The sequence below is a fragment of the Kitasatospora sp. NPDC048365 genome (genome assembly GCF_043200835.1).
Lineage (GTDB): Bacteria > Actinomycetota > Actinomycetes > Streptomycetales > Streptomycetaceae > Kitasatospora > Kitasatospora terrestris.
The window spans coordinates 141,662-166,481 of sequence record NZ_JBICYJ010000018.1 but is presented as its reverse complement, the minus strand read 5'-3'; the positions used below and the strand labels follow the sequence as shown (position 1 = coordinate 166,481).

The window sequence follows — 24,820 nt, the reverse complement described above, 5'->3', positions numbered from 1 at the left end:
GGCGGCGTCACTCCTGCTTGCGGCTGACCGCTACCGCGGCCGGCCGCAGCTGGTGGCCCGGTTCGCCGTACCCGGGCCGCAGCACCCGGACCACGGTGCCCGCAGGTGTGTCCGGTTCATCGACCACGGACACCACCTCGTGCTGCTCGGGGTGGAAGGGGACGCCGGTCTCGTCGTGGCGGGGGTAGCCGAGGCTTCGCAGCACCTCGACGGCCTGGTCGCGTACCGCCCGGACCCCGCTGACGATCGTGCCGGGGTCGTCGGCGCCCGCGTGGGCGAGGGCCAGTTCGAGGTTGTCGACGATCGGGAGGAAGGCAGCGGCCACTTTGGCTCGCTCAGCTTCCCGTTCCCGGGGAAGCTCACGGGCGTAACGCTTGCGGAGGTTGTCGAGGTCCGCGAGGGCTCGCAGCCACCGATCCTCCAGCTCCTCGACCTCGGGCGACGTCTGTTCGGGCCCGGGAGGGGAGGGGTCCTCGGCGGGACGCGTCTGTTCCTGATCGGACATGTCGCTGCCTCAGCTCCTGTCGAAGTCGGCGTCGATGACGTCGTCGTCGCCCCTCGCGGAGCCGCCCTCGGGACCCTGGCCGGGCGCCGGCGCGCCGGGCCGGGCCTCACCCCCGGCTTCGCCCGGTCCGGCGGTGTGGGCGGCCAGCGCGGCGTAGATCTGCTGGAGTTCGGAGGCCAGGCTCCGGGACCGTTCCGTCGGCGCCTCCTCCTTGACAGCGGCACGAGCCTCGTCGATGAGCAGTCGGGCGCGGGCGCGCTCGTGCTCCGGAGCGGCGTCGCCGAGGTCGTCCAACCGGCGCTCCACCTGGTACGCGGCGGCGTCGAGCTCGTTGCGGGCGTCGATGGCCTCGCGCAGGGCCATGTCGCTGGTGCGGTTGCTCTCGGCCTCGTTGATCATCCGCTCGACCTCGGAGGGGTCGAGGTTGGAGCCCTCACTGATGGTGATCGACTGCTCGGCGCCGGTGTCCCGGTCCTTGGCGCTGACCTTGAGGATGCCGTTGGCGTCGATGTCGAAAGTGACCTCGATCTGGGTCTCCCCACGCCGGGCCGGCCGCAGGTTCTCCAACCGGAAGCGGCCCAGCACCCGGTTGTCCGCGGCCAGTTCGCGTTCGCCCTGGAGCACGACGATGTCCACGGCCGGCTGGTTGTCCTCGGCCGTCGAGAAGGTCTCGGACCGGCGGGCGGGGATGGTGGTGTTCCGATCGATGATCTTGGTCATCACGCCGCCGGCTGTCTCGACGCCCAGCGACAGCGGGGTGACGTCCAGCAGCAGGACGTCCTTGACCTCGCCCTTGAGCACGCCGGCCTGGATGGCGGCGCCCAGCGCCACGACCTCGTCGGGGTTGACGCTCATGTTCGGGTCCTTGCCGCCGGTCAGCCGGCGGACCAGGTTCTGTACGGCCGGGATGCGGGTCGAGCCGCCGACGAGGATGACCTCGTCGATGTCGTTGTCGCTGACCTTGGCGTCGCCCATCGCGGTCCTGACCGGTTCGAGGCAGCGTTCCACCAGGTCCGAGGTGATCTGCTCGAAGGTGGAGCGGCGGACCGTCTCGGTGAGGTGCTTCGGCCCGGAGGCGTCCGCCGTGATGAACGGCAGGCTCACCTGGGTCTGGCTCACCGAACTCAGCTCGGTCTTCGCCTTCTCGGCGGCCTCGAACAGTCGCTGCAGGGCCTGCGGGTCCTTGCGCAGGTCGATGCCCTCGGTCTTCTGGAAGCCGTCCGCCAAGTGGTCCACCAGACGGCGGTCGAAGTCGTCGCCGCCCAGGTGGGAGTCGCCCGCCGTGGCGCGGACCTCCACCACACCGTCGCCGACGTCCAGCAGGCTGACGTCGAACGTGCCGCCGCCGAGGTCGAAGACCATGACCGTCTCGTGGCCCTTCTTGTCCAGCCCGTAAGCCAGCGCCGCCGCGGTCGGCTCGTTGATGATCCGCAGCACGTCGAGGCCGGCGATCCTCCCGGCGTCCTTGGTGGCCTGGCGCTGGGCGTCGTTGAAGTAGGCAGGCACGGTGATGACCGCCTCGGTCACCTTCTCGCCGAGCGACTTCCCGGCGTCGTCGGCGAGCTTGCGCAGTACCTGCGCGCTGATCTCCTCCGGGGCGTACTGCTTTCCCCTCACCTCGAAGCGGGCCACCCCGCCGGGCCCCTCGACGACGTCGAAGGAGACCGCCTTGGCCTCGTCGGAGATCTCGTCGTAGCGACGTCCGATGAACCGCTTCGCGGAGGTGATGGTGCCTTTGGGGTTGAGGATCGACTGCCGACGCGCGAGCTGTCCGACCAGCCGCTGGCCGTCATCGGAGAAGGCGACCACCGACGGGGTGGTCCTGGCCCCCTCCGCATTCGGGACGACAGAGGGCTCACCGCCCTCCCAGACCGCGATGACCGAGTTGGTGGTGCCGAGATCGATGCCAACTGCCTTCGCCATGGGACTCTCCTCCGTCGCGACGCGGGACCGGTCGGCGGGCAGCCAGGCGTACGGACGGCATGCCACACCCAGGAGCAGCCTCGCGCGGTACGCGGCGCACTTCCTCGCCTCGGCAGGACCAATCCGCGCTGCGTTTCCGGTCCCCGAGGTCGGGGACCGGAACGGGTTCGTCGTGCGTACGTGTGTCGAGCGGCGTAGCGGGTAGGCGGAAAGCCACTGCTGAGCCGCACATGGACCTGCTATGGACGCTGCGCCATTTCCGACTGCCGATCCCCTCCGCCCCGTCCCGCAGCCGGCGGCCGCCCAACGCGCCCTGCTACGTCTGGTGACGGCCATGCTCGACGGTGAGAACGAGCGCGAGGTGCTGTGGGCGGGCATGGCGGCGATCGCCGCCACCGGCCCCTTTGTCGGCGAAGCGGCTTATGCCGTCCACAACGGTCTGGCACGGCGCTGCTCACCACGCCGGGTGCCGTCCTCCGCGGTCGCCCGGCCCGGAGATGCGGCGCCGGAACCCGAGGGGGGCGCGGCCGGCGACGCCCCGGATGCAGCAGCCACTGCCGACGTCGTGGCCGCCGACCTGCTCGACCGGCGGATCGACTCACTGGACGGCCACAGCTGCCACCTGCACAAGCCGGGCGGACTGTGGGTACGGGCCATCGCCCTGCGGTACCGGGAAACCTGCCTCGGCTATCTCGTCGTCCGGTCCCCGACCACACCCTCGGCTGAGGAGTCCGCTCTGACCGATCTGCTCGCGCGGCAGACCGGGACAGTCCTCGCGCGCCTCACCGGGCGCCGGGGCGAGCCGACCGCCGGGTCGGGGGACATACCGGTGAGCGGGGACCTGTCCGATACCGGGAACCTGCCGGAGCCCGAGGACGGCTCACCCACCGTGGACCTCGGCAACAGCACTGCCTCCGCCCTGGCCTCGCGGCTCGCCACCTACGACGCGCTCTCCCGTGCCGCTGTCTCCGGCAGGGGCGAGGCGGGAATCCTGCGGACCCTGCACGAGCACACAGGACTCGCGGCCCTCACCGAGGACCGCTTCGGCAACCCTCGGGCCTGGGCGGGTCCCCGCGGGGGCGGCCCCCGGAGCGGAGTCGGCAGCGGAACCCGCCCCGAGTCGGAGAACCGGCACCGGGACGCCCTGATGCACCGCGCGCGGCGCGAGCCGGGCGCCGTCCGGGACCGTGACCGGCTGGTCATGCCCATTGAGATGGCGGGAGACCTGCTCGGTGTCATCGTGCTGGACGACCCGGACCACCGGGCGGCGGAAGCGGACACGGCGGCGCTCGAACAGGCCGCTCGGGTGCTGGCTCCCCTTCTCCTCCACGAGCGCAGACTGGCTGAGCTGGAGCCCCAGCTACGCCGCGACCTGGTCGACCGGCTGGTCTCGGGTGCGGGGACCAAGGACGCCTTCGCCCAGGCAGCAGCCCTGGGCCACGACCTGCACCGGCCGCACAACGTCGCCGTACTGGAGTGGCCGGGGGAACCCGAGGGGGCCGCGCTCTGCGACGCGGTGACACGGGCGGCGGAGCGGTTGCGCCGGGACGTGCTCATCGGCTCTCGTGGCGCGACAGCGGTCGTCCTGATGGCCGGTGAGGACCCGCGTCATCCGGGAGACGAGCTGTACAAGGCCGTCTCGGAGGGCCTGGGCACCGGCGCGGGCGCGATCGGGGTCGGCGGCCGGTGCGAGGTCATCGCCGATCTGCCGCACTCCTACGACGAGGCCGTTCGTGCCCTCGCCGTCCGCCGCCGTTCCCGGGAGCCGTACGGCAGCACCGCCTTCGACGAGCTGGGCCTGTGCCGCATGATGGGCACCGGCGAAGGCGAGCGGGAAGCCGACCTCTTCGTCCACCTGTGGCTGGGCCGGCTGCTGGACTACGACGCCCAGCACCACACCGAGCTGGTGATGACACTCTCGCGCTACCTGGAGACCGGCTGCAGCTACGACGCGACCTCCGAGATGCTCCGCATCCACCGCAGCACGGTCCGCTACCGCCTCCAGCGCATCGGCGAGATCACCGGGCACGACCTCGGCGTCGTCGAGACGCGCCTCAATCTGCACATTGCCACCCACATCCGCAACGTGCTCGACCCACCGCGATGAGTCGCGGGCGAGCCCGTGGTGGTCACTGCGGGTGACGATCCTGCGAGCCGCCGCTCCGCCACCGTCGGACCGCCACCGGGCACGCGCCGCGCGGTGGTGGCCCGGCCCTTCGCTCGAGGACCTGCCACAGATCGGCCAACGCGACTCCCGGCCTCGCGCGGATCCGAGACGCGACCGCACCGGAACGAGCCCTCGGTTGTGTTCCAACGGGAGAACTCAGCAGCGGAGGCGCCGCGCGTGGACGCCGACTCCTTGGTCCACGCCGGCAAAACCGATGTGTCTGACTGGGCGTCTCGCCCCGGGAAAGATCCATGCCGAACACCGCGGGGCCTATGGGGTCCGGCGCATCCACGCCGAGCTGCAGGCCGGCGACCGCCCAGTGAACCGCAAGCGGGTGGCCCGGCTAACGCGCGAGCGCCGGATCACCGGCCGACATCTGCGGCGCCGCAAACGCACCACGATCCCGGACCTGATCGCTCCACCCGGGCCTGATCTCATCGAGCGCGACTTCATCGCCGAACACCTGAACGAACGCGCTGGTGCGGCGAGATCACATCCATCCGGGCCGCCGGCACGTGGCTCTTCCTGGCTTATGCGGCTCTCGTCGGGGTGGTGGGCTGGTCGATGCCACCCCCGGGCCTCGCACTCCAGGACGATCCGGGACCTCAACGCCAGTGCCCGGGCGGTCGACCGGCGACGCACCCAGGACTGCAGCACCTCCCGCTGACCATCGGTGACCGACAACGGCGGGATCGTCGGACCAGGACGACTCACATCCAGCTCATGCCCAATCTCCGACTCAGGTCACCAGAGCCGGGAGGAGGTCAATTCGCCTATGAAAGCTGCGTTCGCGGCGAGCTGGCTGTCGCCGCCGCCGGCGTGGTCGGCATAATCCCAGACTTTGATGTCCTTATTGACAGTGGTGGCGTGCTCACCCCACCGGTGGTACGCCGCGAACACGGTGGACGGTGGGCAGACGGGGTCCTGAGCCCGGTTGAGAACCGTACGGGGATCGTGGCGCGGGCTGCGTGGTTCGCGCCGTCCATGCAGGCGAGTGTGTTGAACACCCGGTCGGCGTTGTTCGGTCGGCCGCGCAGGTAGTCGGTGAGTTCCTGGTAGGGGTAGGCGCTGGTGATCTGGCTGGCGCGCCGGAAGTGGCAGAGGAACGGCACATCGACGCAGGCGCCGGCGAGCCCGGGCCGTAGTCCTGCGACGGCGATGGCGATTCCTCCGCCCTGGCTGTTGCCGACGACTGTGATGCGGTTCGCGTCTACTCCGTCCAGTTCGGCGACGGTGTCGACGGCTCGGACGGCATCTGTGAAAAGTCGTCGGTAGTAGTGGTCTTGGGGGCAGCTGATGCCGCGGGTCAGGACTCCGCCGGTCTGCGGAGGAATGTGCCCGTCGGGCGTGTCTGCCGCACCGTACGAACTGGATTGCCCGCGGTTGTCCATGACCAGGTGCACGTAGCCGAGGGAGGACCGGAGGGTGGGGCGCCATGCCGGGCCGCGAGCGCAGCCGTAACCTAGGTATTCCACGATGGCGGGAAGTGGCGCGCGGCGTCCGATGGGAATGTGGAGCCAGGCGCGGACAGGCTGTCCGCCGTAGCCGGAGAAGGTGACCTCGTAGGTTTTGACGTGAATCAGGCCGGTTCGGTGGGTGTGATCCGCGGTGGGGCTTGCTGCCTTGCGGGCTGTCGCGAGGGTGTCCTGCCAGAACGCGTCGAAGTCGTTGGGCTCGTGGCCGTCGAAACGATACGTGTGGAGTTCCGGCAGGGACAGGTCGGTGAGCATGGGTGCCTTCGGAGATGGGATTTGGCGGGCGTGGATGGTGTGGGTGCGGGGGCCTGCGCGCCATGGTTGCGCCGCTCGTGGCCGGTGGTGTCGTCGGCCGGCCCCGCTCGGGAGTGGTCTTCGGTGGGTACGGGATCAGATGCTCTCGAGAAGCAACTGCGAGCCCGCAGTGATGAGGCCGGGCACTTCGAGTTCGAGTTCGAGTTCGACGAGGGTGCTGGCGCCGGGGCGAGGGTGTAGCGGCCGATCTCGCAGCGGGGGACGGTGGGCGCAGGTAGATGGTGGCGATGGTGGGGGTCGCGCCGTCGACGCGGATGGAGGCTGCGCCGTTCCAGGTGTCGCCGGGCACGTCGGTGCTGCCGGTGACGTTGGAGCCGAACGTGCGGGCGGCGGTACGGCTCTGGGCTGAGGGGCTCGTGAGGCGTGCTCGGATCGCGTAGCGCATTCCGTAGCTGCCCCAGCTGCGCTGCGAGGAGTCGGCGAGGGCTGCGGTGGCGGGGACGGTCTGGTCGAGGGCGGCCACCTGGCGCTGGACGGTGGTGGCCGGCAGGTAGGCGCGGGTGGTGCCGGAGACCCAGTTGTAGGAGGTGGCGTAGCAGGGCCGGTTTACCCACCCAGCGGGGGAGCGGGCCCGCGAATCGTTCACCGAGGCGACGTCGCTGGCCGCGTACAGCGCAGCCGGGGCCCTGTCCCCCGGCCTCCCCGCCGCAAGCGAACCCTGCCGCGCTGACCGACCGTTCGGCGCCCCCGAACAGCGACTCCTTCGCGACCCCCACCCTCCTGTCCCCGCCTGCGGGCCTCGGCCCGCTCCGGCGACCGGTGCAGCGCGGCAAGTCGGGTGCAAGTGCCCTGCAACCGGGCTCCGGAGACTGAGTGTCATGACTTCGAGCAACTCCTCCGATGCCACCGTCCACCACTACACCCGCGAAATGGCGATGATCCACCAGGTGTTCCGCCGCGAGTCACGCCTGCTGGCCGAACTCGTCCAGGAGGTGCGCCCCGGCGACACCGAGCGTTCCCGAATCCTCGCCGCACACTGGCGGCTGTACGCCGTCGGCCTGCACGCCCACCACACCGGCGAGGACGAGATGCTCTGGCCGGTGCTGCTGCCCCACCTGGACCTCGACGCCGAGCAGGTCCTGGCGATGGAGGCGCAGCACCACGGGCTCAGCGACGGGCTCGCCGAGGTCCAGGGGCTCGTGGACCGGTGGGAGGCCCACGCCCTGGCCGAGGACCGTGACGAGCTTGCTGCGGCCCTGCGCCGGCACCACCGGCAGTTGTGCGACCACCTCGACGAGGAAGAGCGGGAGGTCATGCCGCTGGTCGCGCTCCACGTGAACCAGAAGCAGTGGCAGGCGGTCGGGGAGCGGGGCCTCGCCGAGACGCCCCGGAACCGGCTGATGATCGCCCTGGGCGCCATCCTGGAGGACAGCTCGCCCGAGGAGCGCCGGGAGTTCCTCACCCGGCTGCCTGTTCCGGCCCGGGTGCTGTGGCGGCTCTTCGGGCAGCGTCAGTACCGCCGCGAGACCGCCCGGATCCGCGGCCGGCGCACCACCGCCTGATGGGCCGTCCCCGTCCGGCGGCCCGTCCCGCCCGTCCCTGTCCCGCCCCCGTCGTACCGACCGAGGAACTCCCACCGATGCGCATCGGATTCTCCGTCCCCCAGTTCGGCCCGTTCGCCGACCCCGACCGCAGCGCCGCGATGTGTACGGCGCTCGAGGCACTGGGCTGCCACAGCCTCTGGGTGGCCGACCGGCTACTTGGCCCGCTCACGCCCCCCGACGGCTACGCCGGCGGAGGGCCGATGCCCCTCCGGTACGCCACGCACCTCGACCCGCTGCTCGCCCTGGGCCTGGCGGCCTCGGTCACGGAACGGGTGCGGCTGGGCAGCAGCACGCTCAACGCCCTGTGGCAGCCGCCCCTGGTGCTCGCCCGGGCGCTGACGACCCTCGACCTGATCAGCCGGGGGCGGCTGGAGGTGGGCCTCGGGCTGGGCTGGATGCGTGAGGAGTACCAGGCCACCGGGGTGCCCTGGCAGGGCCGCGGCGCCCGGCTCGAGGAGACCCTCGACGTCCTGGACGCCGTGTGGTGCGGTGATCCGGTCGTCCACACCGGTCGGCTGTGGACGGTCCCCGAGTCGACCGTGCTCCCCAAACCCCTCCAGGGTCCGAGGCCGCCCGTCCTGCTGGGCGGCTTCACCCCGCCGGCCCTGGAGCGGCTCGGCAGGCGGGCGGACGGCTGGCTCGCGGCCTCGATGCCGGTGCCCTACCTCGACGGTCTCTGGACGGTCGCCGTCGAGGCCGCCGAGCGGGCGGGGCGGGACCCGGCGGGCCTGCGTCGGGTGTTCCGGGTGAACCCGGAGGTCACCACGTTGGAGGCGGACGCCTCGGAGATCCACCACCGTGGGACGGTGCGCCAGATCTGCGACCACCTCAGGGTGATGTGCGGGTCGGCGACGGACGAGGTGCTGGTGGACCTGCAGCTGACGACCGATTCGCCCGAGGAGTTCCTCGACCTGGCGGCGGCCTTCATGGCCGAACTGATCGAGCCGTCCCCGTCCAGCCCGGCTCCGCAGCAGCGGCCCCTGCCGCTCGTTGCGTGACGGTGCCGCTACGCGGGCGTCGGCGGCAGCCCGTCCAGGGCCGTCCGCGCGGCGCCCGCCCACAGGGGGGATTCCCAGGCGGCCGCCACCCGCGCGGCTTCGAGGTAGTGCTCCCGGGCCCGGTCGGGGCGGTCCAGGAACCGGGCGAGGTCGCCCAGGGTCTGCGCGACGGGCCTGAAGACCAGGCTGAGACTGCTCGCCCCGCCCGCGAGGGCCTCCAGGGGCAGCAGGTCCTGGTACACCTCGGCGGCCGCCGCCCGGTCGCCCAGGGCGACGGCGGCCGTGCCGCGCAGCCCGGCCAGGACGGAGAAGGCGAAGTCACGCCGGAGCGGCGCGCGCCGACCGAACACCTCCCGGGCCTCGTCGGACCTGCCGGCGGCCAGCAGCGCGAGAGCGGTGAGGCCCTCGTTGAGCGGCTTGTACTGCTCCCATACCGCGAGCAGCATCGGCAGCACCTCGGCCAGCCGGCCCTGCTGCAGCCGGATACACCCGACGGCCAGCCCCGCCAGGCCGTTGAGGTCCACCGCTCCCCGGGCGCGCAGCTCCGCCACCCCCGCCCCCAATGCCCGCTCGGCCTCGTCGAAATGCCCCCGGGCCATGGCGAGCATGGGATCGCGCAGCCTCGCCACCGCGAACGCGCCCTGGAGCTCGTAGGTGCGGGCGATCCCGTCCGCCCGGACCAGGCATCGCTCCATCTCGGCCGGGTCGTTGCGGGCGGCGGCCATCCGGGCGGCGGTGTAGGACGTCATCCAGGCGTACTCGGGGCTGTCCTGGGAGGCGGCCACCTCGGCAAGTTCCCGGTGGAGTTCGAGGTAGGCGGCGGGTTCGAGTTCGCAGTCGACCCGGCGCAGCAGCGAGGTGAGCGTCAGGCCCCGCAGCCGTGGCTCGCCCACCCTGCGGGCGAGTTCCACGGCCTCGCGGGCGACGGCCACGGCGCGGGGGTCGATGTCGTCGAGCGCGTCGGCCAGCTGGTCGAGGAGCAGGCACCGCTGCCGGTCGGACGCGGCCGGGCCCTCCAGCAGCGTCCGGAGCTCCTCGACGGCCTCGGGGTCGAAGGCCGCGTACGCGCGCACGCGCCAGGGCGTCGGTTCGGTCCACGTCGTGTAGGCAGCGGTCAGCAGGTCGTCCCGGCCCTCGGCGCGGGCCACCCGGACGGCCTCCTGCTGTGCCTCGCGGGCCGGCACCACGGCCCCCATCCGGATCCGGCAGTCCACCAGCTGTCCCAGCAGCGACACCCGCAGCAGGGCGGCGTCCTGGTCGGCGAAGGCGGCCGGCTGGTCGGCGAGGAGGCCGAGAGCCGACGTCAGCAGGGCCTCGGCGTTCCGGGGGGCGTAGCGGCGGACCGCCTGCTCGGCCGCCAGCCGGGCACGGTGGACCGCGGGCCCGGCGTCGGCGGTCACCACCGCGGCCGCCCGCAGGAGGTGGTGGGCCGTGGCGGCGATGTCGTCCGAGCCGAGCGCGATCAGGCTCCGGCCCAGGCGGGAATGCATCCGGGCCAGGCGCAGCCGGGTGAGGTCGTCCTCCAGGGCGTCCCGCACCAGGGCGTGGGTGAAGCGGACCGTGCCCGGACGGGGCTCGGTGAGCAGCCCGGCGGTGACACCCGCGTCCAGGGCGTCGAGGAGCTGCTCGGCGTCGCAGTCGGCGGCATGGACCAGGAGGGCCACCGCGGCCTCGCGTCCGGCCACGGCCGCCAGCCGCAACCCGGCTGTGACGGTCGGTGCGAGCAGGGCGAGGCGCCGCCGCAGGACGTCCTGGACCCCCTGCGGCACGCGGGCCAGCGCCTGCTGCTCGCCTTCACCGGCCATCAGCAGCGAACTCTCGTGCAGGTAGAACGGGTTGCCCCCGGCCCGTTCGGCCAGCGCTGCCGCGGCGTGCTCGCTCATACCGGCCGCACTGCGCCGCAGCAGCTCCCTCGCCTGAGCGTCCGACAGTCCGCCGATCACCAGCCTGACGGGCGAGCAGGCGGCCAGGCGGGCCAGCGCACTGGTCAGGTCCCCCTCGCCGGTGCGGTACGAGCCCACCAGGAGCAGGGGGACGTCCCGCAACTGCTCGGCGCAGAGCAGGAACAGCTCGACGCTCTCCTGGTCGCCCCGGTGCAGGTCGTCCAGCACGATCGCCAGGGGCCGCCGCTCGGCCGTCTCACGCAGCCAGCTCAGCAGCGCCCGGTGCAGGCGGAAGCGCCGGGCGGGGCTGCCGTTCGGCTGCTCGGCGTCGCTCGTGCTGCCCGGCGCCAGCAGCGGGGCGAGCTCACCGGCGTACGGGCCCGGTGGCGCGGACTGCGCCAGGGGCGGCAGCATGTCGAACCAGGCCCGGCCGGGCGGGGCGCCGTCGGTCTCCGGGCAGTTCCCGGTGCCGACCAGCCAGCCCTGCTCCGGCAGTTGGCGGACGGCGACCTCGAGGAGGCTCGACTTGCCGATGCCGGCCTCGCCGGTGACCAGGACGACTTGGGCCCGGCCGCCCCGGGACCGGTCCGCCGCGGCGGCGAGCCGGGACAGCTCTTCGTCGCGGCCCAGGAGCCGACCGGGCGTGAGCATCGTGGACGCCCGGCCGGCCGTCGCCATCGGACCGCGCATCGCCTCGGCGGGCGCTTCGGTCGTTCGAGCCGTGGCGGGCGTCCCGGTCGCCCGGCGGAGCACGTCCAGACGCTGGTGCAGCAATGCCTGTTCGAGTTCCAGCAGCGCGGGGCCGGGTTCGACGCCGAGTTCCTCGCCGAGGACGTGGCGGGCCCGGCGCAGTGCGGCCAGGGCCTCGCCCTGGCGGTCCCGGGCCCACAGCGCCAGGGCCAGCAGCCGCCAGCCCTCCTCGTGCAACGGCTGCTCCCGGGTCAGCGCGCCCGCGTCGTCGAGGGCCTGTGCGACCTGCCCGCAGCCCAGCCGGGCGGCGGCCAGCCGTTCGCGGGCGGTGCGGTGCACCTCTTCCAGCCGGGCGCGTTCACCGGCCGTCCACGGCTCGTCGGCGAACTCCGCGTACGGCTGCCCACCCCAGGAGGCGAGCGCCTCGGCCAGGCCCTCGGCGGCGACCCGGGCGGGCAGCCCCGCCTCCGAACACGTCGCCACCCGGCTTTCGAACGCCCAGGCGTCCACCGCGTCCTGCTCGACGGCGAGGGCATAGCCGTAGGGCGCGCTGACGAGCAGCCGCGCGGGCGTGCGCGGTGCTCGTTCCGGTTCGAGGACGCGCCGCAGACGCGCGATGTAAGCCTGGAGCGATCCCTGCGCACTCGACGGGACACGTGTCGGCCACAGCCGCTCGATGATCCGCTCCGTGGGCACCACGGCCCCACGGGCCAGCAGCAGTTGGACCAGCACCATACGGGCGAGCCGACCACCGGTGTCGACCGGCCGGCCGTCGACCTCCACCCGGAACGAGCCGAGCACCTTCCATACGATCATGACAAGGACATCATAGGAGCACGGGACGGCGGCCACCGACGGCAGCGGGAATACCGGGATCGCCCCCGCGAGTTGCGGCTCGTACGTCCCACACGGGAGGGCTGTGACGATGAGGGGGAGCGCAGGATGAGGGCGGTCGGGTTCCGGACCAATGGGGGCACGGGGGTGCTGGAAGAGCTGGACCTGCCGGAACCGGCGCCGACTGCCGGTGAGGTGGCTGTGCGGGTCGCCTTCGCAGGCGTCAATTTCGCCGAGGTCCAGCACCGTCGTGGTGAGTTCGGAGCCCCTGACGGGCCTGGCGGAGTGGACGTCCCCGGGCTGGAGGTGGCCGGGGTGGTCGTCGCGCTCGGTGCGGGGGTGAGCGAACCGGCGGTCGGCGAGCCGGTGGCCGCCTACCTGCCGGCCTTCGGTGGCTACGCCGAGGTGGTGACGGCAGACGTACGGTTCGTCAGGTCCCTGCGCACCGGGGCGGGAGAGGTGGACCCGGCCGAGGCGGCGGGGTTGCCATGCGTCTATCCGACGGCCTTCGGCGTGCTCGGGGACGCGGGCCGGCTGCGGGAGGGCGAGGACGTGTTGATCCACTCCGCGGCGGGGGGCGTGGGCTTCGCGGCTGCGCAACTGGCCCGGGAGTTGGGGGCCGGCCGGGTGTACGGGACGGTTGGCGGGGCGGAGAAGATTCCGTACACCGCCGGGCTCGGCTACGACGAGGTGTTCCTGCGCGAGGGTTTCACGGAACGCCTGACCGAGGTGACCGGTGGGCGGGGCGTGGATGTGGTCCTCGATCCCGTCGGCGGTCCGATCCGGGAGCAGAGCCTGGCCGTGCTGGCGCCGTTCGGCCGTGTGGTGGCCTACGGAGACCTCGGTCGGCACCAGCAGTGGACGGCCTCGGTGTGGGATCTGTGGAAGAGCAACCGGACCATCGCGGGGTTCAACATCGGTGACCTCGCCCGTCGATCTCCCGAGCGGATCGGTCAGTACCTCGCCGAAGCACTCCGACTGCTCGCGGCGGGGCGGATCCGGTCCGGGGTGACGCAGATCCTGCCCCTGGCCGAGGCGGCAGAGGCGCACCGGCTCCTGGAGACGGGTACAGGCCGAGGCAAGATCCTCCTCTCGTTCACCTGACCCCGCTGCCGCACGCCCGCCATGGCCGTCACCCCAGGACGAGGCCCACCCGCCCCGCCCGGGCGGGTGGTGCCGTGCCTGGTGTCCTGGTTAAGCCGGTGGGCAGGGTGTAGGGCCCGCCGACGATCCATCCACGTACCCCGGCGGACTCAGCCCCTGCGCGGCGAGGGCTCGTTCTCCGACCTCTGGGTGCGGGGTGGAGCGGTGGTGGGCGCCGCGGTCGACGCCCTGCCGGTGGCTGCCCCGCGCTCGGCCTTGGACGAGGCTCGAGCAGCCGCCGCGCTGACGGACATGGGTACAGGGTGGTCACCGGCCGGGCCCTCGGCCCAGCTCCGGTCCCGGCCGAGTTTGCGGGAACTGTTCCCGGATCTCGCATCGCCGCAGCGGGTCCTTGACCTCACGCTCGCGGTGGGTCTTCGGGTCGGCTGACACGTACTCCGACATCACGACCATGAATGGCCGCGGGCAGCGGGAGAAGGGCTATCGGGCTGGGCCGCGAGACCGCCGATGGGCCACGGCATGGAGTCCGGAGCAGATCGCCGGCCTTTGGTCGTACGTCCTCGCCGCGGCTAGGGTGTGGCGCCGTACTCGGCAGATCGCTCCCGGGGGGTGGGATGGGACTCATGGACGCGGACCACACGCGGCTGGTGAAGGTGGCGCAGGCCGGTGACGACCGGGCACGCGAGGAACTGGTCGCCGCCTACCTGCCGTTGCTCTACAACATCGTCGGGCGTGCCCTGAGCGGACACGCCGATGTCGACGACGTCGTCCAGGAGACCCTGCTGCGCATGGTGCGCGACCTTCCGGACCTGCGCGCGCCGGAGAGCTTCCGGTCCTGGCTGGTGTCGATCGCGCTGCGCCAGATCAGTACCCAGCGGCACCGGCAACGCGTCCTCGCCGACCGGACCGCGGTCGTCGACGAGGCACACCGGATACCCGACCCCGGTGCCGGGGCCGAGGACATGACGATCCTGCGGCTGCACCTGTCCGACGAGCGCCGCGAGGTGGTCGCAGCGGGCCGGTGGCTCGATCCGGACCACCGGGCGCTGCTGTCGCTGTGGTGGCAGGAGGTCGCAGGCTCGCTGAGCCGCGACGACCTCGCCGCCGCGACCGGCCTCACCGCCGCCCACGTCGGAGTGCGCGTCCAACGCATGCGCGAGCAGCTGGACCTGAGTCGGACGATCGTCGCCGCGCTGAATGCCGATCCGCGCTGCGCGAGCCTGGAGGAGGCCGTCGCCGGCTGGGACGGCATCCCTGCCTCGGTGTGGCGCAAACGGATCGCCCGGCACACCCGCGGCTGTCCCAGCTGCGCGCCGGCGACGGCCGAACGGATTCCGGCCGAGCTGCTGCTCGTCCGGGTCGCACCGCTGACGGTCCCGGCCGGGCTCGTCGCCGCGCTGGCCGTCAAGGGTCTGCTGCCGGGTGCGGCCACGGGCGCCGCCGCGCTGGCCGGGGCGCCCGCCGCCGTCGGCGCGGCGACGGGGGGCGGTCTGCACGCCTCCCTGATCGCCAAGCTCTCCGCGGTGACCGCCCATCCGCTGGTGTCCCTGGCCACCGGTGCCGTGATCGTCACCGGGGCCGCCGCCACCTACGCCGCCTGGCCCGAACCGCCGCAGCGGGTGCCCGTCGCCGCCGCTCCCACGGCCGGCGCAGTCACGCCGACCCCGTCGCGCGCCGCCGCTCCGGCCGGACCGTCCCAGGCGAGCCCGTCCGTCGCCGCGGCCGTGGTTCCGCCCGGCCCGCTGTCGCTGGAGTCTGTGGCCGGTCCGGGCCTCTTCCTGACGAACGCCGGCGACTTCGCCTCGCTCGAGCGCGCCGACGCCGCCAGCCCCGCGCGGACGCGGCAGCGCGTCACGTTCACGGTGGTCCGGGGCCTGGCCGACACCCGGTGCGTCACCTTCCGCGCCGCCGACGGCCGCTATCTGCGCCACCGCGACCTGCGGCTGCGGCTGAGCACCGACGACGGCAGCGAACTGTTCCGGGAGGATGCCACCTTCTGCCCGCTGCCCGGGGCGGTCGCCGGGTCGGTGACCCTGCACGCGCACAACTACCCGGGATCGGCCATCCGCCAGCGCGACGGCGGCATCTGGCTCGACGGCGACAACGGTACGCGGGACTTCGCCGACCAGGCCTCGTTCATCGTCCGCAGCGCCTGGGCCTGACAGCGACGACCGGGCGGCGGGCCCCGGCATAACGTTTTCCGTCTGCGAGATACCTCACGGGGGCGATCGTCCGGGCGGTGCCGATTTTCCGTTACGAGGCCGCCGGACCGGAAGCCTCCTGTGTGTGGGGTGCTCCTCCCGGCCGCCCGCCCAGGACGGGCCGCCGCGGGAGGGGCCCCGACGCCCCCGTTCAGGCATCCAGGAAGAGAGCCGATCCGCATGACGCAACACACCCACCAACCCCCGGCCGGGGCACGCACGAGCGCGGCGCACCGGGTGACCCGCGGCCCCTGGGGGGAGTCGTGAAGGGCCTGCACCGGCTCAGCCGGCGACGCCGCGTGGTGGCGATAGGGACCTCGGCCGCCGCGCTGGTGGCCGGAGTCGTGGCGCTCCTCCCCGATTCCGCCGGAGCCGCCGCACTGGGCACGCAGGCGGCCCCCTCCGGCAGGTACTTCGGCACCGCCGTGGCCGCCGGGCGGCTCGGCGACTCGGCGTACACCGCGATCGCGGACCGGGAGTTCACCATGATCACCCCGGAGAACGAGATGAAGTGGGACGCGATCGAGCCGTCCCGCGGCAACTTCACCTTCGGGGGCGCCGACCAGATCGTCAACCACGCCTCCGCGCACGGCCAGCGGATGCGCGGCCACACCCTGGTCTGGCACTCGCAGCTCCCGTCCTGGGTCGGCTCGATCGGCGACGCCAACACCCTGCGCAGTGTGATGGACAACCACATCACCCAGGAGATGACCCACTACAAGGGCAGGATCTACGCCTGGGACGTGGTCAACGAGGCCTTCGAGGACGGCGGCAGCGGCCGGCACCGCAGTTCGGTGTTCCAGAACGTGCTGGGTGACGGCTTCATCGAGGAAGCCTTCCGCACCGCCCGGGGCGTCGATCCCGCGGCCAAGCTCTGCTACAACGACTACAACATCGAGAACTGGTCCGACGCCAAGACCCAGGGCGTCTACCGCATGGTCAAGGACTTCAAGTCCCGCGGCGTGCCCATCGACTGCGTCGGGTTCCAGAGCCACTTCGGCGCCGGCGGCCCGCCGTCCAGCTTCCAGACCACGCTGACCAACTTCGCCGCGCTGGGCGTGGACGTCCAGATGACCGAGTTGGACATCGCCCAGGCACCGTCCACCGGCTACGCCGACGCCGCCAACGCCTGCCTGTCCGTGGCCCGGTGCACCGGCATCACGGTGTGGGGCGTCCGGGACAGCGACTCCTGGCGCGGTGGTGAGAACCCGCTGCTGTTCGACCGCAACGGCAATCCCAAAGCCGCCTACACCGCCGTCATGAACGCCCTCAAGGCCGCCGCCGGCACCGGAACGGGCGGGACGGGCGGCGGGAGCGGAGCCGGGGAGATCAAGGGCGTCGCCTCCGGTCGCTGCCTCGACGTCAACGGCTTCACCACCGCCAACGACACCCAGCTGCAGCTGTGGGACTGCCACGGCCAGGGCAACCAGCGGTGGACCTACACCTCCAGTCGGCAGCTGATGGTCTACGGCAAGAAGTGCCTGGCCGCCAGGGCCAAGGGCACTGGCAACGGCACGGCGGTGGTGATCGGCGACTGCACCGGCGGTGCCGACCAGCAGTGGACCGTCAATGCGGACGGCTCGATCGCCGGCGTCCAGTCCGGACTGTGCCTCGACGCCGTCGGCGCGGGCACCGCCAACGGCACCAAGATCCAGCTGTACGCCTGCTGGTCCGGCGGCAGCAACCAGAAGTGGACCGGCCTGTCCGGGACGCCGACCCCGACCCCGCCGGGCGGCAGCTGCGCGCTGCCGTCGACGTACCGGTGGTCCTCCACGGGCGCGCTCGCGCAGCCGAAGAACGGGTGGGCCTCGGTGAAGGACTTCACCGACGTGGTCTACAACGGCAAGCACCTGGTCTACGCCTCGAACGTGAACGGGTCGGCGTACGGCTCGATGATGTTCAGCCCGTTCACCAACTGGTCCGACATGGCGTCGACCGCCCAGACCGGGATGAGCCAGGCCGCGGTGGCCCCCACGCTGTTCTACTTCGCGCCCAAGAACATCTGGGTGCTCGCCTACCAGTGGGGCCAGTCGCCGTTCGTCTACCGGACCTCCGGCGACCCGACCAACCCCAACGGCTGGTCCGCGCCGCAGAGCCTGTTCACCGGCAGCATCCCGGGCTCCGGCACCGGCCCGATCGACCAGACCCTGATCGCGGACGACCAGAACATGTACCTGTTCTTCGCCGGCGACAACGGCAGCATCTACCGCGCCAGCATGCCGATCGGGAACTTCCCCGGCAGCTTCGGCTCCTCCTACACCACGGTCATGACCGACACCGCGGCCAACCTGTTCGAGGCACCCCAGGTCTACAAGGTCAAGGACCGGAACCAGTACCTCATGATCGTCGAGGCCCGCGGCGCCACCGAGCAGCGCTACTTCCGCTCCTTCACCGCCACCAGCCTGAGCGGCACCTGGACCCCGCAGGCCGCCACCGAGAGCAACCCCTTCGCCGGCAAGGCCAACAGCGGCGCCTCCTGGACCAACGACATCAGCCACGGCGACCTGGTCCGCACCAACCCCGACCAGACCATGACCGTCGACCCCTGCAACCTGCAACTCCTCTACCAGGGCAAGAACCCCACCGCCACCGGCCCCTACGACCAGTTGCCGTGGCGACCGGGCCTCCTCACCCTCCAGCGCTGACCCGACCGGCGTAGAGCGAAGAAAGTTCCGGGCGCACGGCAACCCTCTGCCCGGCCCGCGACCACTAGGGAGCGGATCCCGGCCGAATCCGGTGCCGGGATCCGCTCCTCCCTCGTGCACGGCTTTCAAGGAGAACGTCTACCCATGAGCAACTCCCCCCACAGCGGACGCCGCGGACGGCACCGCCGCCGCCTGAGCGCGACCGCCCTGGTGATCGGTGTCCCCGTCGTGGTCGGGTCGTACTTCGTGGTCACCCACGAGGAGTCCCAGGCGGCGACGGTCGACGGCGACGCGTACTACCGGCTGGTCTCGGTGCGCAGCGGAAAGGTGCTGGACGTCAACGGCTTCTCCACCGCCGACGGCACCCGCATCCAGCAGTGGACCGACCAGAACACCGCCAACCAGCAGTGGCGCCTGAAGCCCGTCGGGGACGGCTTCTACGAGCTGGTGAACCGCAACAGCGGCAAGGTGCTGGGGATGGCCGGCGACTCGACCGCCCGGGCGGCCGTCGCCGAGCAGCAGACGGACAGGTCCGCCGCCTCCCAGCAGTGGCGGATCGACGACGTGAGCGGGTCCGACGCGGTGACCTTCACCTCCCGCAGCAGCGGCCAGGTGCTGGACGTGTCCGGAGCCTCCACGGCCCAGGGCGGCGCTGTCATCCAGTACCCGGGCTGGGGCGGCACCAACCAGCAGTGGAAGCTGGTGAAGGTGGCCGGGGGCGGTACCCAGACCGGCGGGAACGGCCCGTACGCGTGGAAGAACGCCCAGGTGGTGGGCGGCGGTTACGTCACCGGCCTGGTCTTCAACCAGCGGGAGAAGGGGCTGCTGTACGCGCGCACCGACATGGGCGGTGCCTACCGCTGGGACACCGGCGCCGAGCAGTGGATACCGCTCACCGACTGGGTCGGCGAGAAGGACTGGAACCTGCTGGGCATCGACGCGCTGGCCACCGACCCGGTCGACCCGGACCGGCTGTACCTCGCGGCGGGCACCTACACCAACGACTGGGCCGGCAACGCGGCGATCCTGCGCTCCACCGACCGGGGCCGCAGCTTCCAGCGCGCCGACCTGCCGTTCAAGCTGGGCGGCAACGAGGACGGCCGCGGGGCCGGTGAGCGGCTGGTGGTGGACCCGGGGAACCACGACACGCTGCTGCTCGGCACCCGCAAGAACGGGCTGTGGCGCTCCACCGACCGCGGTGCGACGTGGAGCCAGGTCGCGTCGTTCCCCGTCAAGGACGGGGCGAGCAGTGGCGGAGGCATCGCCTTCGTGACATACGGCCCGGCCGACAGCAGGACGGTCTACGTCGGCGTCGGCGACCGCTCCACCTCCCTGTACCGCTCCACCGACGGCGGCAGCACCTGGCAGGCCGTCCCGGGGCAGCCCACCGGCCAACTGCCGCAGCACGGCGTGGTGTCCGGCGACGGCTCGCTCTACCTGACGTACACCAACGCCCTCGGGCCCAACGGGGTGACGGCGGGCTCGGTGTGGAAGTACTCGCCGGCCGGCGGGGCGTGGAAGGACGTCTCCCCGTCCAAGGGCGGCTACGGGTTCTCCGGCCTGGCCGTCGACCCGCAGAAGCCGTCCACGGTGATGGTCACCACCCTCGACCGCTGGTGGCCCCAGGACGAGGTGTACCGGACCACCGACGGCGGCACGACCTGGAAGGCGCTGGCGGACAAGTCGGTGCGGGACGCCTCCGCCGCTCCGTACATCGGCACCGGCATCGGGCACTGGATGACCGCCCTGGCCATTGATCCGTTCGACTCCGGGCATGTGCTGTACGGCACCGGCAACGGCATCTGGCGCAGCAAGGACGTCACCGCCCACGACAGCGGCGGCACCAGCCACTGGACCGCGGGGGCCCGCGGGTTGGAGGAGACCTCGCTCGCCGACGCGGTCGCCCCGCCCGGCGGCGCCACCCTGGTCACCTCGATGGGCGACCAGGGCGGTTTCCGCTACGACTCGCTGACCGACGTGCCCGCCGGCCGGCTGAAGAACCCGTTGATGAGCAGCAGCACGGACATCGACTTCGCGCAGTCGAACCCGTCGGTGATGGTCCGGGTGGGCCGCGGCGGTGAGCAGGACGGTGCCTACTCCACCGACGGCGGCGTCACCTGGATCGGCTTCAAGGCGAAGCCGGCCGGTGCCCAGATGGGCCGTGTCGCGCTCGCGGCGGATGGCTCCACCATCGTCTGGACCGGGGCGGGCCAGGCCCCGTACCGCTCCACCGACAAGGGGTCGAGCTGGTCCCGGGTCAACGGCCTGGGCACCGATGCCGAGGTGGTCGCCGACCGCGGCATTGCCACCACCTTCTACGCGCTGGTCGGCGGCACGCTCCACGCCAGCACCGACGGCGGCGCGACCTTCACCGCACGCACCGGCAACCTGCCCTCCGGCCGCTTGGTGGCCACCCCGGGCGTCGCGGGGGACCTGTGGATCTCCGGCGGCGGGAACGGGCTGCTGCACTCCACCGACGGAGGCCGCACCTTCGGCGCGCTCGGCTCGGTGCGCTCCGCCTCCGCGCTCGGTTTCGGCAAGGCCGCGCCCGGCGCCACCTACCAGGCGTTGTACCTGATCGGCACCGTCAAGGACGTCACCGGAGTGTTCCGCTCCACCGACGCGGGCGCCACCTGGGTGCGCATCAACGACGACGCCCACCAGTGGGGTGCCATCGCCAGCATCGGCATCATCACCGGCGACCCCGACCGCTACGGCCGGGTCTACATCGGCACCAACGGACGCGGCCTCCAGTACGGCGACCCGTCCTGACCCACCGGCCCGCACGGGGCCGCAGGCCGTTGCGCCTGCGGCCCGTGAGGCTGCACGCGGCGCTGACGCACGGTCAGCCGAACAGGCGGCGCTGGATCTCCCGCCGGTAGTCCTCCAGCGTCCGGCCGAGGTGCACCACCGTGGCCGCGGCGGCGTCCGCGGGGCGGCCGTCGCGAATGGCCCGGTAGATCGCCTCGTGCTCCTCGACCGCTGCCTCGGCGGCGGCGCCGAGCATGTCGTGGCCGAACATCCGCAGCAGGTCGAGGGCGCGGACCTGCCCGGTCGGGCCCTGTCGGAAATTTCCGACAGGGCCCGAGGCGATCGCTCTTCGCGGTGGTCCTTGGTCTCAGCGGGGGAGCGGCGGGAGGTGGGTGACCATGCGCGGGGCCTGATCGCGGGCGCGGAAGCCGAAGCTGGCGAGGGTCACGCGTTCTCCGGCGCTGAGCGGCGTCCGGCCGTGCGGCGTGAGCGCCCCGTCGAACACGACACAGTCTCCCGGCGCGAGATCGCACTCCAGGTAGCCGTCGGTGCCGATGAAGACGGTGGTACTCGCTGTGGGCGCAGCGGGGAGGCGTTCGTGCTTGAGGCACAGGATCAGGTTGGCCTCGCCGAAGCCGAACTTGTCCACGTGGAAGTCGAGGAACTGCCCCTCTTTCAGGTAGGCGATGTAGACGGCGGTGTGCGGGTGCTCCACCTCCAGGCCGGTGGCCCGGGCCACGACCGCGGCGAGGTCGCCCCGCCCGGCGAAGCGGTTCGCCGCGTCGCCCACGGCCGCATTCCACTTGCCGTTGTGCAGGTAGCCGTCGGCGGCCACGGCCTCCTCGGCCTCCTGCGCCATGGCGGCGATGAGCCCGGCGGGGAACGGCTGGTCGCGCAGGTGGACAGGCCGTACACGCTGGTGCTCGGTGATGTCCCGCACCGCGTCCCGGATGGCGGGGAAGTCCTCCGCCCACCGATCCGGGGTGCGGGCCGTGGTGCGGGATTGCAGCCACGAGTTCCATTGCTGACTCCTGCGCGCGGCTTCTTCGTCGCCAGCGCCCTTCCGGCCGATCAGCATCTCGACGCGGCGCAGTGCGGCCCCGGTGGACTCGATCAGCTCGGTGTCGCCCTTGGCGATCCGGAGCTGCATGGACTCTTGGAGGTGGGTTCGGGCCGCAGTGAGTTCGCCCTTCTCCATGAGGTGCTTGCCGAAGTGCTGGAGGGCGAAGTCGACGAGTTCCGGGTGCGTGCTGCGGGCGGTGTCCAGGGCAGCGCGGTAGAGCGCGTCCGCGATGTCGAACTCGCCGGCGTAGCGGTACGCGTCGCCGAGGTTGAGTTCGGTGGCGACGACGGACCGGCTGTTGGCCGCCGCTACGGCAAGGTCGAGTGCCTGCCGCAGTAGGGTGCGCCCGTCGTCGTAGTTGCCCAGGACCACTGAGCCGATGCCGGCCCAGCGGGCCAGGACCCGTGTCCGGTCGGCGTCCGTGCCGGCGGGCCGCGTCCGCAGCTCCTCGCGGAGCCCTTCGACAGCGGTGGCCAGCTTGTCGCGGTCGGCGGGGACCATCCGCAGGTCCTCGTCCTGTGCGATGAGGTGCTGCAGCATCTGCCCCTCCTACAGCTCGTCGGTCTGCTGGCGCAGGTCGGCCAGCAGTTCCCTGCCGTGCACGGTGAAGTGTTCACTCAGCGACTCGAGTTGGTCCATGAGGTAGCGGACGGCCGGCATCCCCTCGTCGTAGGCGGCCTGGAAGGTCGCACGCTCGCCTGCGGTCAGGTCGTCGCGGTCGAGCTCGACCCGGCGGAAGCGCAGCAGTTGGTTGTACACGCAGGTCGCGTGGAAGGCCCGATCCACCTCCCAGAACTGGTTACTGGCCACACCCTGCGTGGCCCGCCACGCGATCTCGATCTTGGGTGAGGTCGTGGAGGAGTACCCGTCGGCGAAGACCTGGTGCGTCAGGACGTGGAAGCTGATCGACTGGTGGGTGCCCTCGTGCAGGATGTTCTCCGCGAGGAAGAGGTGGGACGGCTCCGGGCTGACGGTGTTCGGCGGGATGTGTTGCCGCGCCTTCTCGGAGAACACGATGACATAGGGCAGCGCCGGGTCGCTGGAGCTGGTCAGCGAGGAGGTGCGGACGCCGGCCTTGAGGCCCACCCACAGAAGTCCCCGGACGAACTCCCGCACGCGGGCGAAGCCCTCGGGATGGACCGAGGCCAGCCGCTCCAGCGCCTGGGACAGTGCCGCACGGCGCTCGTCGGTGTGCTCGACGATTTCGTAGTCCGCGAGGCTGATCTCGTCGGCGATCTGGCCGGGCAGCTTGCCGTCGAACCAGTCGAAGCCGGCCCCGGACACGTTCACGCTCTCGCTGCGCAGGTCGCGGGCGCGCTCCGCGTAGGGGGTGCCGGACTTCACGAGGCGCTCCATGAGGGCGAACGGGAGCGCCCACTCTGCGCCCTCCCGCAGAAGTGTCAGCGCCGGGTCCTTCCGTCGGAGGTCGAAGAAGGAGTCGGCCTTGACGGTAGTGGCGATGGTGGTCTGCATGTGGACTCTCCTTGGTCGAGATGTGCTGCGGGTTGGCGGGTGCGCAGCGGGGGGGGGGGGGGGGGGGGGGGGGGGGGGGCGGGCCCCCCCGCCCCGCCCCCCCCCCCCCCCCCCCCCCCCCCCCCCCGCCGTGGTGTCAACTCGTTGACCTCGGTTCAGGACCGGGTCAGACCTCGGTGCCCTCGGGCGCGAAGTCCGGGACGGAGTGGTCGAGGCGCCGCGTCAGGTTGTCGACGGCCGCCCCCGGCTCCGGCGCGATGTCCGGGACGGAGTGGTCGAGGCGCCGCGTCAGGTTGTCGACCTTGATGCTGTCGTTCATGCGGGTCATTCCTTTCACGAAGGTCCATCCGGCGCCGCGGGATTCGGCGCCGGCCTTGCTGCCCCTGGTGCTCGTACGGTCCAGGGGAGTCATGGAGGCTGCGGCTGCGCTGCGGACAGCGGCGCTGCAGCGGGGCTCGGGTCAGGTGGCTGGCTGGGAAACGCGCAGGTCGGCGTGGACGGTCTTGCCGCGAGGTTCCGGGGTGGCTCCCCAGTGACCGCCGGTCAGCTTGTGGACCAGGGCCAGGCCCCGGCCGGAAGTGTCCGCAAGACCGGCGGTGACCATGACGGGCAGCGCGCGGGAGCCGTCGCGAACGCTGATCCGCACCGTCCGCTCGGTAATCCGGCGAATGGCGACGACCATCTCCTGGTGGCAGCCGGTCTTCGCGGCATTGGACACCAGCTCGCTGACGATGACCAAGGCGTCGTCCACCAGGTCGGCCAGTTCCCACTGGGTGAGCTTGTCGCGCACCAGCCGGCGCGCCGCGCGGGCGGACTGGGGCTCGTAGGGAAGCCGCGCGGTCGCCGGGTGGACTGCCGGAAGCGGCTCGGTCGTGGTCGTCACAGCCGACGCCTCCGTGCCCTCGCCGCCGCGCTCGGCGCAGGCGTCTCCGCCGTGGTGAGGAACGCGTTGCGGTCGGCCGCGAGCGTGGTCAGGGTCTGCCACGTCTCGGTGGTGCCGGCCAGCATGTCCCGGGACCTGGTGACGATGCCCCGGACGCTGCCGTCCGACAGTGCCATCACCACCTGGTCCCAGCCGGTCCGGCCGGTCAGGTCGGGACCGGGCACGAGGTCGGTGGCCGTCAGGACGACCGTCCAGTCGCGCAGCTCGGCGTACCGGCGGCAGTGGACCGCATGGCGCGGGGCAGCGGTCTCGTCGTCGGCCGCGATGTACAGCGCGATCGGCACACGGCCGGGAGTCGGTCGCCCT

16 protein-coding genes and 2 pseudogenes are annotated in these 24,820 nt (G+C 72.2%); 8 read left to right on the top strand and 10 right to left on the bottom strand.

The annotated features are described in order from the left end of the window. Positions 1-7: 7 nt before the first annotated feature. Together ACGFX4_RS20200 and dnaK are read right to left on the bottom strand one after the other, a co-directional pair. Positions 8-505 carry a nucleotide exchange factor GrpE gene (locus ACGFX4_RS20200; protein ID WP_393076029.1) on the bottom strand — a complete coding sequence of 166 codons (498 nt, stop codon included), beginning with the start codon at positions 503-505 and terminating at the stop codon, positions 8-10. A 9-nt stretch (positions 506-514) separates the two neighbouring features. After that, positions 515-2,428, bottom strand: a complete 1,914-nt coding sequence (gene dnaK / locus ACGFX4_RS20195; protein WP_393076026.1) for a molecular chaperone DnaK — start codon at positions 2,426-2,428, stop codon at positions 515-517. 334 nt (positions 2,429-2,762) lie between these two features. Between dnaK and ACGFX4_RS20190 the strand changes: the two genes are divergently transcribed. Further along, complete coding sequence (locus ACGFX4_RS20190) at positions 2,763-4,535, top strand: PucR family transcriptional regulator (protein WP_393076023.1); 1,773 nt, start codon at positions 2,763-2,765, stop codon at positions 4,533-4,535. A gap of 274 nt (positions 4,536-4,809) precedes the next feature. After that, positions 4,810-5,262: an IS3 family transposase gene (locus ACGFX4_RS20185; RefSeq protein ID WP_393076021.1), complete on the top strand. Its 453-nt coding sequence runs from the start codon at positions 4,810-4,812 to the stop codon at positions 5,260-5,262. A gap of 77 nt (positions 5,263-5,339) precedes the next feature. Here the strand turns inward: ACGFX4_RS20185 and ACGFX4_RS20180 are convergent. Continuing rightward, positions 5,340-6,325 (bottom strand): annotated as a pseudogene (locus ACGFX4_RS20180) (acetylxylan esterase). Between the two features lie 878 nt (positions 6,326-7,203). Here ACGFX4_RS20180 and ACGFX4_RS20175 point away from each other — a divergent pair. Beyond that, positions 7,204-7,887 carry a hemerythrin domain-containing protein gene (locus tag ACGFX4_RS20175; protein WP_393076018.1) on the top strand — a complete coding sequence of 228 codons (684 nt, stop codon included), beginning with the start codon at positions 7,204-7,206 and terminating at the stop codon, positions 7,885-7,887. A gap of 77 nt (positions 7,888-7,964) precedes the next feature. Continuing rightward, complete coding sequence (locus ACGFX4_RS20170) at positions 7,965-8,927, top strand: TIGR03619 family F420-dependent LLM class oxidoreductase (protein WP_393076015.1); 963 nt, start codon at positions 7,965-7,967, stop codon at positions 8,925-8,927. 8 nt (positions 8,928-8,935) lie between these two features. Here the strand turns inward: ACGFX4_RS20170 and ACGFX4_RS20165 are convergent, their stop codons facing one another. Then, on the bottom strand, positions 8,936-12,316 hold the full coding sequence (locus ACGFX4_RS20165; protein ID WP_393076013.1) for a BTAD domain-containing putative transcriptional regulator: 3,381 nt from the start codon (positions 12,314-12,316) through the stop codon (positions 8,936-8,938). Positions 12,317-12,481: 165 nt separating this feature from the next. On the opposite strand from ACGFX4_RS20165, the gene ACGFX4_RS20160 reads away from it, so the two are divergent. From ACGFX4_RS20160 to ACGFX4_RS20145, 4 genes are all read left to right on the top strand, one after another. Then, on the top strand, positions 12,482-13,438 hold the full coding sequence (locus tag ACGFX4_RS20160) for a zinc-binding alcohol dehydrogenase family protein (RefSeq protein ID WP_393076010.1): 957 nt from the start codon (positions 12,482-12,484) through the stop codon (positions 13,436-13,438). Positions 13,439-14,061: 623 nt separating this feature from the next. Further along, positions 14,062-15,600, top strand: coding sequence for a sigma-70 family RNA polymerase sigma factor (locus ACGFX4_RS20155; RefSeq protein ID WP_393076007.1), 1,539 nt, complete (start codon positions 14,062-14,064; stop codon positions 15,598-15,600). Between the two features lie 302 nt (positions 15,601-15,902). Beyond that, complete coding sequence (locus ACGFX4_RS20150) at positions 15,903-18,284, top strand: non-reducing end alpha-L-arabinofuranosidase family hydrolase (RefSeq protein ID WP_393076004.1); 2,382 nt, start codon at positions 15,903-15,905, stop codon at positions 18,282-18,284. A gap of 144 nt (positions 18,285-18,428) precedes the next feature. Beyond that, on the top strand, positions 18,429-21,056 hold the full coding sequence (locus tag ACGFX4_RS20145) for an RICIN domain-containing protein (protein WP_393076002.1): 2,628 nt from the start codon (positions 18,429-18,431) through the stop codon (positions 21,054-21,056). Positions 21,057-21,129: 73 nt separating this feature from the next. Here ACGFX4_RS20145 and ACGFX4_RS20140 read toward each other — a convergent pair. The 6 genes and pseudogenes from ACGFX4_RS20140 to ACGFX4_RS20115 form a co-directional block, all read right to left on the bottom strand. After that, positions 21,130-21,273: pseudogene (locus ACGFX4_RS20140) on the bottom strand (GntR family transcriptional regulator); the annotation flags it as partial. Positions 21,274-21,402: 129 nt separating this feature from the next. Beyond that, a complete protein-coding gene (locus ACGFX4_RS20135; RefSeq protein WP_393075999.1) occupies positions 21,403-22,638 on the bottom strand; it encodes a tetratricopeptide repeat protein in 1,236 nt (411 codons plus the stop codon). A gap of 9 nt (positions 22,639-22,647) precedes the next feature. After that, positions 22,648-23,571 carry a hypothetical protein gene (locus ACGFX4_RS20130; RefSeq protein WP_393075996.1) on the bottom strand — a complete coding sequence of 308 codons (924 nt, stop codon included), beginning with the start codon at positions 23,569-23,571 and terminating at the stop codon, positions 22,648-22,650. Positions 23,572-23,737: 166 nt separating this feature from the next. Next, a complete protein-coding gene (locus ACGFX4_RS20125; protein WP_393075994.1) occupies positions 23,738-23,890 on the bottom strand; it encodes a hypothetical protein in 153 nt (50 codons plus the stop codon). Between the two features lie 141 nt (positions 23,891-24,031). Continuing rightward, positions 24,032-24,454, bottom strand: coding sequence for an ATP-binding protein (locus tag ACGFX4_RS20120; protein WP_393075992.1), 423 nt, complete (start codon positions 24,452-24,454; stop codon positions 24,032-24,034). Continuing rightward, positions 24,451-24,798, bottom strand: coding sequence for a hypothetical protein (locus ACGFX4_RS20115; RefSeq protein ID WP_393075989.1), 348 nt, complete (start codon positions 24,796-24,798; stop codon positions 24,451-24,453). Before ACGFX4_RS20115 ends, ACGFX4_RS20120 begins: the two co-directional genes overlap by 4 nt. Between the last annotated feature and the right edge of the window lie 22 nt (positions 24,799-24,820).

Excerpts from the sequence above, each read along its gene's own strand:
- ACGFX4_RS20170 (WP_393076015.1), top strand. The coding sequence starts at position 7,965 with ATGCGCATCGGATTCTCCGTCCCCCAGTTCGGCCCGTTCGCCGACCCC.
- ACGFX4_RS20165 (WP_393076013.1), bottom strand. The coding sequence starts at position 12,316 with ATGATCGTATGGAAGGTGCTCGGCTCGTTCCGGGTGGAGGTCGACGGC.
- ACGFX4_RS20200 (WP_393076029.1), bottom strand. The coding sequence starts at position 505 with ATGTCCGATCAGGAACAGACGCGTCCCGCCGAGGACCCCTCCCCTCCC.
- ACGFX4_RS20145 (WP_393076002.1), top strand. The coding sequence starts at position 18,429 with ATGAGCAACTCCCCCCACAGCGGACGCCGCGGACGGCACCGCCGCCGC.
- dnaK (WP_393076026.1), bottom strand. The coding sequence starts at position 2,428 with ATGGCGAAGGCAGTTGGCATCGATCTCGGCACCACCAACTCGGTCATC.
- ACGFX4_RS20190 (WP_393076023.1), top strand. The coding sequence starts at position 2,763 with ATGCTCGACGGTGAGAACGAGCGCGAGGTGCTGTGGGCGGGCATGGCG.
- ACGFX4_RS20175 (WP_393076018.1), top strand. The coding sequence starts at position 7,204 with ATGACTTCGAGCAACTCCTCCGATGCCACCGTCCACCACTACACCCGC.
- ACGFX4_RS20155 (WP_393076007.1), top strand. The coding sequence starts at position 14,062 with ATGGACGCGGACCACACGCGGCTGGTGAAGGTGGCGCAGGCCGGTGAC.
- ACGFX4_RS20135 (WP_393075999.1), bottom strand. The coding sequence starts at position 22,638 with ATGCTGCAGCACCTCATCGCACAGGACGAGGACCTGCGGATGGTCCCC.
- ACGFX4_RS20130 (WP_393075996.1), bottom strand. The coding sequence starts at position 23,571 with ATGCAGACCACCATCGCCACTACCGTCAAGGCCGACTCCTTCTTCGAC.
- ACGFX4_RS20125 (WP_393075994.1), bottom strand. The coding sequence starts at position 23,890 with ATGAACGACAGCATCAAGGTCGACAACCTGACGCGGCGCCTCGACCAC.
- ACGFX4_RS20185 (WP_393076021.1), top strand. The coding sequence starts at position 4,810 with ATGTGTCTGACTGGGCGTCTCGCCCCGGGAAAGATCCATGCCGAACAC.